The organism is Bacillus sp. C-3-6, assembly GCF_054509685.1.
Genome location: NZ_JBSSBE010000002.1, coordinates 121220 through 134970, shown reverse-complemented (window position 1 = coordinate 134970; position 13751 = coordinate 121220). Strand labels below are relative to the sequence as shown.

Genomic DNA, 13751 nt, shown 5'->3' with positions numbered 1-13751 from the left:
CATCAATAAAATAATAAAACGTCTTTATTTATGGTCTTGACAAAAGTACATATTATACTTCATTATTTTAATTAAGTACTTAATAGTTAAGTACTTAATTAAAATGTAAAGGATGATTATTATGACTCAACGTTCACAATCTCAAGGATGGGCTTTAGATATAGCTCTTGCACTTGGTGGGTTTGATGCTTTGCATCCTGAAGCAAAGGCAACTATGGAACAGTTAGGGCACGACCACACTGATTTTGATAAAGTTTTTTCACAAGTAAAGAGTGGAGCAATGATACCAAAAGCATGGGCCACGGTTGCTTCTCAGGCCCAAGAACGTGCAAAACATTATGAACAAAAGGGATTCACTGTTACTGCTCGTGATCTATATCAGCGAGCTGCTGTTATGTGGGGACGTGCACAATACTCATATTTTAATGATGATCCACGAAAATTGGCATTTCGAGAGCGCTGTAACGAATGTGTGGCAGCTATTTCATCACTTGGAGGGGGAACAGTACAACGTATAGTACTAGAATTTGAAGGCAAACAGATATATGCACTACTTCATTTGCCCTCAGGTGAAGTTCACAATGCACCAGCAGTAATATTAGGTCCAGGTATGGATATGATTAAGGAAGACTATATACAGATTGCGCAACGTTATTATACGTCTCGTGGTATTGTAGCTCTATCAATTGAAGGACCGGGTCAAGGTGAATCTGTATCTGAAGGTCTAAAAGTCGATTTGACTAATTACGAACGCGCCGTTAGTTGTTATATCGATTTTCTATTAAAACGGCCTGAGGTTGATCCAAAGCGGATTGGATTTTTTGGTATCAGTATGAGTGGGTATTGGGGGATGCGAGCTGCTGCGAGTGATAATCGTATAAACGCTATAGCGACTTTTGAAGGTGTATATGGTGAATTTGATACCATCTTTAACAGAGCGCAGCCCAGTTTCAAAGCAAATTTTATGTACATGTCTGGTTACACTGATGAAGTTGCTTTTGAAAATGAATTGAGCAGCCAGATGAATTTGTGGAAATTGGCACCAAAGATTACTTGTCCAGTCTTCATGGGAATAGGAGAATTTGATGAACTTACCCGTTTGGAAGAAGCATTAAGTCTGTATGAGTTTGTAGAAGCACCAAAGGAGATACGCGTCTATGAGAATGAATTTCACCCACTTGGTGGAGTAGCTGCAGAAATTTTTCGTTTTGGTGCAGAGTGGGTGGAACTTGCACTTGGAGGAAACTTTAAAGCTAACCATGATGAGCGTTATTATATGCATCGTGATGGGGGTGTTACTGAAGGGACTGCTTTTCCAACTTATTGGCTTGGTGCCCAGCCGACGGAAATTAAAGGACGAAAAAAGTATAATACATTAAATGCTTCTAATAATTAACAAATTTATACGAATTAAAAAAGAAAACAACAAAAATAGTATGTAGCTTTTATTTACACTATTTTTGTTGTTTTCTTCAAAATTTAGACTCCTCATAATTATGGTCATTGGTGAGGATATTCAAAGTGCGGAAGAGTTCGAATTGCTGAAAAACATGGAAAAAAGTGCAGGAAATGTTAAAGGGTTTATAAAGTAGGGGCGACATACTATGTTTTTTCTTGAGCACAACTAGCATACATATATTCTCTAGGAATTAAGTCCAGAATTGTGGAGACAGACAATGACAAATATACGATCTGAGGAACCTGAATTTCATAAAAGGCTAGGTATCATTTGATGGGATTGCAAGACAAATCAAAGTTCCTATTTTGAATTTTTAAGCTGATGGATGTGGGGTTCCCCACATCCATCAGCTTAAAAATTTTATAACGTTCCCAAAACGAGTAAATTGTAAATTCTCACCTGGAGATATCAATTTTCCCGTTTTGGGGTGGATTTGTTTACTTAAGTTGATGGGCATGGGGTACAGCCGAGATACGTGTAAAAATAGGCCATAGCCTTACTTCTATTTCCAACTTTGACCTATTGAGCTTATAAAGGGATTGTTTCTTCTATTGGCCGGGGAATTTTCTGTAAGTCAATTACATAATCCCAAAAGTGTTTTATATGTCTAGTCACATAAGGGCTTAGCCTTTCTAAATCTTGGCGTGAAAAGCTATAGCCTTCTTTTTTTAGTTGCCATACCCAACATAATATGAAAAATCTCAATCTCATTTTTATAGGATGAAATGAGATTGAGACTCTTTTGTTGTTTATTTGCTGCATAATGGAATGGTAACTAAAAATTCTACGCCTTGTTTGGTATTATTTATAGAATACGTGATAAAAAGGGATTCAAAAATTTGTTTTACAATATATAACCCTAAGCCACTCCCTCCCGTATTTCGATTTCTTGACTTTTCGATTCGATAAAATGGTTTGAAAATATGTTGTATATCTTCTTCTTTTATTTTGACACCTGTATTGATAACTCGCATTTGGATGTTGTTTTGTTTAGAATCCTTTGTTAACTTTATATAGACTTTTTCGTTATACGGTGAATACATAATCGCATTATGAATGATGTTTTTACAAGCTTTTTCTAAAAGAGCATAATCCGTATAAACAAAAATGTCAGAATCGACTTCTTTTATTATTTGAATGCCTTTTTGAGAAGCAAAAAATTCGAGTTTTTTTGTGATTGTATCTATTGATTTCGAAAGATTTACTTCTTCTACTTGAAGTTTAAAGGTATGTTGTTCTAATTTTGACATGCTTAAAATTTCGCGAACCAGTTGTTCCAGACTTTCAATTATTTGATAATTTTTCTTTAAATACTGGTCACGATTTTGATAAGGACCGATATTATATATCATCCCTTCTAAGTATCCTTTCATAACAGTAAGAGGAGTTTTTAATTCATGTGCTACAATAGCAAAGAATTCCCTTCGCTTTGTTTCTAGTTCTCTTTCTTTTTCAATATCACTTTTTAATTGCTGATTCGCTTTTTGTAAATCAAAAATTGCTTGTTGTAAATTTATGGACATATCATTCAAGCTATTGGACAATTCTCCTAATTCATCCATAGAACGAACCTCAATTTTTTCAGAGAAATCCAAGTTTGCCATCTTTTGTGCACCTTTATTAATATAAATAAGTGGTTTAGTAATAAACCTTGAATAGAGATAAGCACTTCCTAAACCAATAACCAGTACAATGATACTAATATAGGGTAGAAAACGTACCAAGACCTGTGAAGCTTCATCGATTGGTTGAAATGTTGCGAACACCACAAGCGTTAAGTTAACATCTTGAAACTGTATTGGCTTGGTAGCCTCATATGAATTACGAGATTGAGCCAAGCCCTTTATTGGTACTGTTGTAACAAAACCTTTTGCTGGAGTACCCCCCTGAACAGTACTCCCCTGAACAGTACTCCCCTGAACAGTACTCCCCCGAACAGTACCCTCTTGAATAGTACTTTGAAGAAAAGGATAATAAATGATCCTTCCCTCATTATCTTGAAGATATATCACTGCATTATTTTTTTGTGCGTATTCATCAACAAGTGTTGTTGCATTTTGAAGCGTAAGATCTTTAGATTTATCAATTATTTCTTCGATTCCCGTTTGAAGCTGCTCTGTTTTGTATTTCTCATAAAATTTAGGGAGAAAGAAGTATAAAGTTACATAAATTAAGGTTGCAAAGGCTAATAAAATGAGGGATGTAGTCATAAAGAGTTTATAGGTAATTCTCTTCATCTTCGTGATTTTTACAATCTTATTCATCGATTTTATAACCAATGCCCTTTACTGTTTTAATATAGGGTATATCTAATTTTCTTCGTATGTTTTTCATATGTGTATCAATTATTCGTGTGTCTCCGGTATACTCATATCCCCAAATTTTTTCTACGATATTTTCTCTTGTGAGTACCTTTTTTTCATTTTGAAGTAGTAGTTGCAAAATTTCAAATTCTTTTGTCGTTAGGGGAACTTCAACTTTATTTACATATACTTTATATGCATCGCCATCTACATGTAGTTCTCTAAATACAAAATGATTATCCGTACTTTGATTATTACTTCTTCTAAGTACTGCTTCGACTCGTCTCATCAAAACATGAAAAGAAAAAGGTTTCGTAATATAATCATCGATTCCAAGATCAAATCCTTTCATTTGATCTTGTTCTTCTTCTAGCGCAGTTAGCATAATAATTGGTATATTTGACTGACTTCGAATCATTTTGGCAACTTCAAATCCACTCAGGTTTGGCATCATCACATCTAGAAGAATTAAATCGAAGGACTGCTTATTAAATTGTTTCATGCCCTCTAATCCATCTGATGCAACTATAACTTTATACTGTTGTGTCATTAAAAATTGTTTGATTAATTCTTGTATTTCTTGATCATCCTCTACCACCAGAATGTGATAGTTCTTCATAATATCACCTCTTGTAGTCATTATAACCTTCCAATCTGGAGTTGATGTGGAAACGTATTAGAAACACTATAAAAACTTCACAAGAAAACTACATGTATTTCAAATTAGCTCCAGATGCATGAGATAGGTTATATACATAACAAGACAGAGGGAGGTAATTAAGATGTCACTGGAAACAAACATCATTCTTTCTTTATTAGATGTACAACTGTGGATGGCCCCTCATTCGAATAATAGACGTATAAAAGAGAAAAAACAAAAATTGAAATCAGCACCGTGCTTAAATAAATACACAAGTGTAAATAAAAAACTATATAGGTCTAGTGAACAAAAATAGAGAGGATCAAATTGATTCTTTTTTTTTGTGCATTTAATAACGAGGTACTGAAAATCTTTACTATAACTCTAGATTAACTACATATAGAATACAGATTAGGTTTGTATGCTACATGTATCAAATAGAAAGGAATGATACATGATGTTGACGACTTACACAATCTATCAAATTTTATCCCTTCCTTCTTATTTACACACAAACCTATTACCATCCATTCTCACGAGAACGTTCGGCTCTAAGTTTATAATAAAAGAGTAAAGAACCTAATTGAGGTTATGATTCCTTCTTGCTGCTTTGTGCCAATATCCGTATAACATGCTATGTACATTGAATAATTGATTTGATGAGAGCCGAATAGGCTCTTTTTTTAGAGAACAGATCGAAGTAAGTTCGAAAATCTTTATGTTAATATTTACAGAAAAACCAAAATATACAGTTACCTCTACAAAAAAATAGTTGATTTATGTCTAAACTATGCCTAAAGTTAACATTTTATTTTTGGGAAATGGTGACTCTTAAATATCATATCCATACATTGGAATTCAAATATAAAAATGAAAATACTCAAGTAAAATAAAAGGTGAAAGGAATGCTTACAATGGAACATTTTGATACAAATCAAACAGAAAACAATAGGAATAAAGCCTATAAAAAAACAGGTTATTTTTTTACCGGAATAATTGGTGCAATGATTGGTGCAATTACCATTGGATTGACCTCCCCTTATATAAATGAAAGTAAAGGAAGTGCAGGGCAATCTCCTAAACATAATGAAGTGAACCAGGCTACTCCTACCTCTCACAAACCAGAAGATGTGAGCAATCTTCAAAATATGATTGAATCTGCAAAAGAAGTTGTAGTAGGTGTCATTAACTATAAAAAAAATACAGATCCATTTAATACGCAAGCACAATCAGAAGAAGCTGGTTCAGGGTCAGGGGTCATATATAAAAAAACAGGTAATAAGGCTTTTATTGTTACAAATAATCATGTGATAGACGGTGCGAATAAAATAGAAGTGAAATTGAATAACGGTAAAAAGGTGACCGCTAAAGTAGTAGGAACAGATCCCTTATTAGATTTAGCTGTATTAGAAATTGACGGTACAGATGTAAATAGAGTCGCAACACTTGGAGACTCAGAAAAAATTCGTACAGGGGAAACTGTGATAGCCATTGGGAATCCATTAGGGCTAGAAGGGAGTGTAACAAAGGGGATTATTAGTAGCAAGGAACGAGAAATACCTGTTAGTACCCTTGGAAATCAACAAGTGGATTGGCAAGCACAGGTCATTCAAACAGATGCAGCTATTAATCCTGGGAATAGTGGAGGAGCTTTGTTTAATGAACAGGGTGAAGTCATTGGAATTAATTCGAGTAAAATCGCACAACAAGCAGTGGAAGGAATTGGATTTGCAATCCCGATTCATATAGCCAAAACAACCCTAGAGTCTCTTGAAAAAGAGGGAACAGTTAAACGCCCAATGATGGGTGTACAGTTATTGGATATTGAGAAAATAACAGATTCTGCACGTAATCAATTAAAATTACCAAAAGAGATAACAAGTGGTGCCATGTTGGGGAATATCTCAAGTCAATCACCAGCAGAAAAAGGCGGATTACAACAGTATGATGTTGTGATTGCATTGGATGAACAAAAAATAGAAAATGTCGTTCAATTCCGTAAATATTTATATGAAAAGAAAAAATTGGGGGATACAATTAAAGTAACCGTTTATCGAAATGGTGAAAAACTAACAAAAAACGTGAAATTAACGGATCAAACACGTGCCGCTTAAAAATAAGGCCACCTTTCGGTGGCTTTTTCTATTTTACTAGTTTTAATATGTGCTTTTTGTGTGAGTACTAGATATATCAGAGGTGGTACATGTGATGAAGCAAAAAGAATGCCCACATTGTTTTTCCATGCAAGAAGCTCATTTTCCAGCTACAGTTTCTCATCCTGTACAGTATGGGCTATATATTATATAAAAAGACTTATCCCGTATTTGTTTCCCATCCTTAAGTTAATCATTTGGTGACTGAATTTATTTATATGTACTATCATTCCGTTTGTCCTCATTCCACATTAAATGGACTGAATCCTTACCACTATTAAAAATCGATTGCATATGCTAATTTGTGTTCCAACTTTTGTTGACCAGGTCAATGAATAACTCCAAATAAACTCCAGATAAACTACTGAATATCTTCATATAGACTTTAGATAGCCTATATAGAATACAAGGTATCAAGGAGGTTGAAATAATGAATTTTATAAAACGAGCAATTCTCAGTATGAAACAACGAAAAGGAACAACATTTATTTTGATGGCAGTTTTCTTAATTGTTGTCAATTTAGTATTAGCAGGCTTCACAGTCCAAAACGCAACTCAAAAAGCAGCGGATGCTGCGAGAAAAAAATTGGGGGCAGAGGTTGATCTAGCTCCTGATGTAATGAAGCTACTAGAGAGTGGGCAGGGAGATAAATTTACTCCTCTTACTGACCAATTAGCCGGTAAATTAGCAAAATCAAAGTATGTTAAAAATTATAATTACTTGTTCACAAGTAATGGTACTTCCGATGGATTTAAACATATTGAACCAGCTAATAAAGAGAACAATTCTTCATTTACTAAGATGGCAGGAGAAGGAGACATTCCGACCCTAAGTATATATGGTGTTAGAGAAATGAGTTTACTGGACACATTTAAAAGTGGAGAAAGTAAAATGGTGGATGGCAAACCAATTACAAAGGATGTAGTCGATAAAGATGTTGCTGTTATTGAAAAAAGATTAGCCGTTGAAAACAACCTAAAAGTCGGAGATAAAATTAAAGTAAAAGGAAGTGATTCCAAAACTACACTGGAATACGAGATTATTGGGATTTATGAAACAAGTCGAAAATTGGAAGGGATTTTAGCTAATTTGGGTGACGCTATGTTAGAACCAGCTAACAACATATATACTACCTATAAAGCTGCTCAAAAGAACGCGGGGGGAAAGAACGAGAAGGCAAAAGCAGGTAGTCCTGATGCTACTTCACTTCAAGCGGTATATTCTTTAAAAGACCCATTATTTATTGATGCATTTAAAGAAGAAGCAAAGAAATCAGGTCTTGATTTTAAAGTATTCAAGTTAGATGCACATGACGAAGTATATAAACAAATGGTTGGCCCAATTGAAAACATCGCCTCTACTTCACAAATGATTATCTATATTGTATCTATTGCGGGTGCTATTATCTTAGGATTAATCATTATGTTATCAATTAAAGGGCGTCGTAAGGAAATGGGTATCTTATTGTCCATCGGGGAGAAAAAATGGAAACTAATGGCCCAGTTAGTAGTAGAAGTAGTATGTGTTGCTGTATTAGCGTTTGGATTATCTGTCACAACAGGATCTAAAGTGTCTCAGTTAATAGGAAATAATTTACTCTCTAATGAAATTGCTACAGCAAGCGAAGAAAAAGATGAGTCAAAAAATGGGGTATCAATGATAGTTGAAGCTAATGGTAAGATGCCAAATGAAAAAGAAGATCCAATTGATAAAATTGATGTAAGTGTAACAGGAGAGGATTTAGGAAAAATGGGGGGAATTGGACTAGCTATTGCAATATTAGCAACGCTTCTTCCTGCATTATCTATTCTACGTTTAAATCCAAAACAAATTCTTTTAAAAGATGAATAAGGAGGTCCAATATGGAGACGATTTTACAATTTAAAAACTTAAATTATTATTATGAAAGTAACGGAAAAAAAGTAACGATACTAGATAATGTTAATTTTTCTTTTCAAAAAGGGCACTTTTACACGATTTTAGGGCCATCTGGATCTGGTAAAACCACAACGCTTAGCTTAGGTTGTGGGCTAGATATACCTAAAAATGGTCATGTACTGTATAAAGGCAAGGACATTCGAAAAATTGGTTTAGATCGATACCGTAATCAATATGTATCCGTGATTTTCCAAGCATATAACTTAATTACCTATATGACTGCTCTTCAAAATGTACTAACAGCCATGGAAATTACAGGTGTGAAGGTACAGATTAAAAAAGCAAGAGCATTAGAATTATTAGAGAAGGTAGGACTTACAGAAGTAGAGGCGAAACGAAATGTCTTGCAACTAAGTGGCGGGCAACAACAACGTGTAGCAATTGCTCGAGCACTATCTTGCAATGTAGATTTACTGATTGCCGATGAACCAACAGGAAATCTTGATGAAGAAACAGCAAATGATATTATTGATTTATTTCAGGAGCTCGCCCATCAAGAGAATAAATGTGTAATTGTTGTGACGCATTCACAGGAAGTTGCAAAAAAATCGGATCGGGCTGTTTATTTAAGTAAGAAAAAATTAGCAGTAAAAGATGCGTCTAGCATCTAAAAAACAAATTCTATTATTAGAAGAGTTTGCAGGGTATGGAAATCGTGAAAATGATAAAAAACTAGTTAATTATTTTCCGAAAAAATATATGATTAATCTAAAAAGGAATGGAGATAAAAATCTCCATTCCTTTTTAGATAGATAATTTACTCCTTATTTAACAGCCTCATTTAAAGCTTTCCCAGCTTTAAATGCAGGTACTTTTCCTCCTGGGATATGCATTTTTTCGCCCGTTTGGGGATTGCGCCTAGTACGTGCAGAACGCTCACGTACTTCAAATGTACCAAATCCAATTAACTTGTACGGATTCCTCTTTTTGAAGAGATTGTGTAATTTGATCTAGGATAGCTTGTACAGATGCGGTAGCATCTTTTTTAGTAAGTGATGTTTTCTCGGATACTTGGTTAATTAGTTCGGTTTTATTCATTATGAACCCCATTAAATAATATTTGTTAATTTAATTTTATAGTATAGTATGTTTTCAAGAAAGGGCAAATTTTATATAAATATAATATTAAAAAGTTGTATTTCTATTTTAAAAGATGGTGTTGCTGATCATAAGAGAGATTATTACTTTAAGGCAATGGAAAAAGAAGTAGATAAGATGGATATAATGATTATAGATATGCTTGAGTTAGCAAAGTTTGAGTCTGGTACGTATAAAATGCAGATGAATGTTTTTTATATTGATAATGCTCTCCAGCATATATGTGAACAATTATCTTTGGAGATAGCAAAAAAGCAATTACATGTTCACACACATCTTTCTACGATGGAAGTCATTGCAAATCATCGTCTTATGGAACAAGTAATCTCAAACTTTATCACGAATGCTATTCGTTACACGCCAGAAAAATCCGACATTATTATTTCTACAATAGATGAGCTCAGTCGAATAAAAGTTTGTATTGAGAATAAAGGTGCCCATATTGAAGAAGAGCAATTAGATAAGATTTGGGATCGTTTTACCGGGTTGATACAGCACGACAACGGTCGCAAGGGGGAACAGAACTTGGACTTGCCATTTCAAAAAATATCTTAGAACTTCATGGAGCAGAGTATGGAGTATATAATACAGTTGATGGTGTGTTGTTTTATTTCTATTTACAAAAAAGGTGTAGAATTTTGTTCTACACCTTTTTTCATTTATTATAATCATATTTTAACATTGTTCTTAATGCATAAAAAATAGAAGAAACTTTTCTAAAATGGAAATATAGAGAAACACATTAAGCTAATGTTTCGAGAACCCTCTATAAAGAAACGTATAACTCTTCACAGTTATTTATGAGGCTTTGGCGTGTTTTATTTTCGTCTGGGAACAATTAATTTCTTAAGTCAGTACGTATATGAGGTGCCCCCTATAAGAAAAATATCTGTCTAAATTGAAAAGTTTTTTAGTTGTAACGGTTAATTTTTTGAATTACTTCCGTAACATTAAATGGTCAATTTTTTGTAACATACCTAAAAAAACCGTCACAGTAATGTGACGGAAACATGGAAAATTATTAATGTATTACTATTATTATTTATTTGTAGCTTTTAAAATATTTAAAACGGTTTTGGTTGCATCTGCAATAAGTTTATCATCGTATTTAGCATCTTCTTTATCATGATTAGAGAGGATGGCAAGAACAATTGGTTTTTTATTTGGTGGCCAAATAACTGCAATATCATTCCTTGTTCCATAAGAACCTGCACCTGTTTTATCAGCTACTTCCCATCCTTTTGGTACGCCCGCACGAATTAATTTATCCCCAGTCGTATTTCTCTTCATCCAATCTACTAATAGTTCACGTTTCTCAGATGGTAGTACAGTTCCTAATGTAAAAGACTGAAGTGTCTTAGCGATTGCTTTTGGTGTACTCGTATCATGTGTTTCTCCTGGATTTACTTCATTTAATTCAGGTTCAAATCGCTCGGAATTAGTAACAGTATCACCAATTTCCCTCAAGATTTTTTCAAATGCAGATGGACCACCTAACTTTTTAAGAATTAAATTATGTGCTGTACTGTCACTATATCGAACAGAAGCATCTGCAAGTTCTTTTAATGTCATCCCTGTATCCACATGCTTTTCAGTAATTGGATTATAATTAGAAAGGTCTTCACGCGTATACGTAATCCTTTCATCAAGAGCTTCTATTGAATTCTGACGTAAAAGAGCGCCCACTGCTAATGATTTAGATGTAGAGGCAAATGCAAAACGATCATCTGATTGATAAGAAACAGTTTGATTCGTACCAGTATCCAGTGCATAAATACCAAGCTTGGCATCATATTCTTTTTCAAGTTTAGCAAAAGAATTATCACCAGTATTTTCTTGTTTAATTGGATTTGTTTGTTTCGTTTGTTTAGGTGATTCAGATGGAGTATTACTATTGGAACAGCCTATTAGTGTTACACATGAAAGTAATACGACAGATACAATTTTTTTGTAATGTGTAATGTTAAAGAACTTGCTTAATATGAACATAAATTTTCAACCTCTTTCAAGAATATATGGTTTTTTCCTAGGTTTTTCATACTGATGTAAGTAAAGAGAATATGGGGTAACAATACTTCTACAGCTAAAACTTTATAGCTTAAAGCACATGCAAGATGTTTATATGATTGATAAGCTATTGTTTAAGTTATTCCTTCTTCAATCTCACTTGCAATGCTTTACCTGTAAAAGGATTAAGCTTGTATCTCTTAAATACTCATCCTTCTTTTGCATTCTTTTCCTTTTCAAAATAAAAAGTCCTTTCATATTTTTGTAATACTTAAAAATAGATTTCAAACGTGATTTATTATATCTAAATTGAACATCTAATTTTAGGAACACATTTAATAGACAATCTAAGTAATAAAATTGTTCCACTTTAATTTGAGGAAGAACTTGATGTTTAAATAAAATGAAAGTAAATTTTTAGCCAAAAGTTTACTTTGGAGTTTTAAGCCTGCGGAAAAGGCATAATCCCTTTGTTAGACCTTAATCCAGCTATTAGCTTATACTTAAAAGCAGGGTGAATACCTTTGTTTTTAGTGAATCTATATTACATTTTTAATGGAAATAAACAAAAACTTTTTCTTATAAAAATTTTGTTTTATTAAGGAAATAAAATATACTAGACTATAAATCAATTTATAGAATGAGGTATAATACATTGAATAAACGACATATTTTTATAGGTGCTGCAATGAGCAGTATTTTATTATTATCTGCATGTGGTAATTCTGATAATCTTGTTACATCGAAATCAGGAAATTTGACACAAGAAGAATTTAATAAAAAGTTAAAAGAAACAGCAGGAAAACCTGTTTTACAACAAGTAATGTTAGACAAGATTTTATTAGATAAATATAAAGTTTCAGATGATGAAGCAAAGAAAAAAGTTGAAGAATTAAAAAAACAAATGGGCGATAATTTTAAAGCCTATTTAACACAAGCTGGTGCTAAAGATGAAGATGATCTTAAAACAAAAATAAAAACGCAAATAGCCTTTGAAAAAGCTGTTAAAGCTTCAGTTACGGAAAAGGAAATGAAAGATTACTATAAACCAAAATTAAAGGCAAGTCATATTTTAGTAAAAGATGAAAAAACAGCGGAAGAAATAAAAGAAAAATTAAATAATGGAGAAGATTTTGCAGCATTAGCAAAACAATATTCAGAAGATCCTGGTTCAAAAGAAAAAGGTGGAGAATTGCCTGAGTTTGGTCCAGGTGAAATGGATTCTAAATTTGAAGAAGCTGCTTATAAATTAGAAGCTGGACAAGTAAGTGATCCAATAAAATCTTCTCATGGTTACCATATTATTAAATTAACAGAGAAAAAAGAGTTAAAACCTTTTGATCAAGAAAAAGATAATATTCGTAAGGAACTAGAACAGAAGCGTTCACAAGATCAACAATGGCAACAACAATTCTTTAAAGATTTATTCAAGAAAGCAGATATAAAAATAACAGATAAGGATTTAAAAGATACTTTTAAAGAATTTGAAAAATAAAGCTATGTACAAAAAAAATAACCCCTAGGGGTTATTTTTTTTGTACATAGCTTTAAACTAATGAAATAAAATCTACTTACTTGCCTTAAAAATAAGTAGGGGTGTTCATTTCATTTTTATTATATCATCTTATATCTTAATTATTTCTTTTTATAAAAACTAACTATGTTATTGTCATATTTATGTTAAATAAGGACTCCCGCCAGATTGTTATTAATCTAAAATTATGTAGTACCTCATCGCCATCAACTTAAGAAATTAATTGCTCACCAAAACGAAAAAAATGAGCCGAATTGTATAAATAACTGTAAAAGGGTCAAATTTTCGTTTTGGGGTGGTTCAAAATCTTTAGCTTGATAGCGATGGGGTAGCACCACATGCTCATCAATTTAAGAAAAGTAAACATCCCCAAAATAAAAAAAGGACCTTCTTTCTCAAAATAACTAATTGTAGAGAAAGAAAATTTTTATTTAGAGGGTACTTAAAAAACTTAGTTTGATGATGATGTATGGTGATTGCTACTAGAAGGAATTGAATAAAACCTGATTTGAAATGGGAAATGAAAGCTATCATAGTTGTTATTTTTTGTTAATAGCTTTGTTGTTGATTTAAAATACTGTTAAATGTATGGAACAAACTTATTACTTAGGTTGTCAA

At 32.9% G+C, this 13751-nt stretch carries 9 protein-coding genes and 2 pseudogenes; 7 read left to right on the top strand and 4 right to left on the bottom strand.

The genetic code is table 11. The annotated features are described in order from the left end of the window. Positions 1 to 121 precede the first annotated feature (121 nt). A complete protein-coding gene (locus tag ACW0JX_RS27450) occupies positions 122 to 1396 on the top strand; it encodes an alpha/beta hydrolase (protein ID WP_459245942.1) in 1275 nt (424 codons plus the stop codon). A gap of 812 nt (positions 1397 to 2208) precedes the next feature. On the opposite strand, the gene ACW0JX_RS27445 is transcribed toward ACW0JX_RS27450, so the two are convergent. Beyond that, positions 2209 to 3723: a sensor histidine kinase gene (locus tag ACW0JX_RS27445; RefSeq protein WP_459245941.1), complete on the bottom strand. Its 1515-nt coding sequence runs from the start codon at positions 3721 to 3723 to the stop codon at positions 2209 to 2211. Continuing rightward, positions 3716 to 4381, bottom strand: a complete 666-nt coding sequence (locus tag ACW0JX_RS27440; protein ID WP_087952324.1) for a response regulator transcription factor — start codon at positions 4379 to 4381, stop codon at positions 3716 to 3718. Before ACW0JX_RS27440 ends, ACW0JX_RS27445 begins: the two co-directional genes overlap by 8 nt. A gap of 163 nt (positions 4382 to 4544) precedes the next feature. On the opposite strand from ACW0JX_RS27440, the gene ACW0JX_RS27435 reads away from it, so the two are divergent. The 4 genes from ACW0JX_RS27435 to ACW0JX_RS27420 all read left to right on the top strand — a co-directional run bounded on the left by ACW0JX_RS27435 (position 4545) and on the right by ACW0JX_RS27420 (position 9105). Next, positions 4545 to 4718, top strand: a complete 174-nt coding sequence (locus ACW0JX_RS27435) for a hypothetical protein (RefSeq protein ID WP_459245940.1) — start codon at positions 4545 to 4547, stop codon at positions 4716 to 4718. Between the two features lie 589 nt (positions 4719 to 5307). Then, a complete protein-coding gene (locus ACW0JX_RS27430) occupies positions 5308 to 6516 on the top strand; it encodes a S1C family serine protease (protein ID WP_459245939.1) in 1209 nt (402 codons plus the stop codon). Between the two features lie 469 nt (positions 6517 to 6985). Beyond that, complete coding sequence (locus ACW0JX_RS27425; RefSeq protein ID WP_459245938.1) at positions 6986 to 8407, top strand: FtsX-like permease family protein; 1422 nt, start codon at positions 6986 to 6988, stop codon at positions 8405 to 8407. Between the two features lie 11 nt (positions 8408 to 8418). Beyond that, positions 8419 to 9105, top strand: coding sequence for an ABC transporter ATP-binding protein (locus ACW0JX_RS27420; RefSeq protein ID WP_087952327.1), 687 nt, complete (start codon positions 8419 to 8421; stop codon positions 9103 to 9105). Positions 9106 to 9258: 153 nt separating this feature from the next. Here the strand turns inward: ACW0JX_RS27420 and ACW0JX_RS27415 are convergent. Further along, positions 9259 to 9532: pseudogene (locus ACW0JX_RS27415) on the bottom strand (HU family DNA-binding protein). A gap of 84 nt (positions 9533 to 9616) precedes the next feature. On the opposite strand from ACW0JX_RS27415, the pseudogene ACW0JX_RS27410 reads away from it, so the two are divergent. Next, positions 9617 to 10260, top strand: a pseudogene (locus ACW0JX_RS27410) (sensor histidine kinase); the annotation flags it as partial. 370 nt (positions 10261 to 10630) lie between these two features. Here the strand turns inward: ACW0JX_RS27410 and blaIII are convergent. Continuing rightward, positions 10631 to 11581, bottom strand: coding sequence for a class A beta-lactamase BlaIII (blaIII, locus tag ACW0JX_RS27405; protein ID WP_087966404.1), 951 nt, complete (start codon positions 11579 to 11581; stop codon positions 10631 to 10633). A gap of 673 nt (positions 11582 to 12254) precedes the next feature. Between blaIII and ACW0JX_RS27400 the strand changes: the two genes are divergently transcribed. Next, a complete protein-coding gene (locus ACW0JX_RS27400) occupies positions 12255 to 13094 on the top strand; it encodes a peptidylprolyl isomerase (protein WP_213747455.1) in 840 nt (279 codons plus the stop codon). Positions 13095 to 13751: the final 657 nt, after the last annotated feature.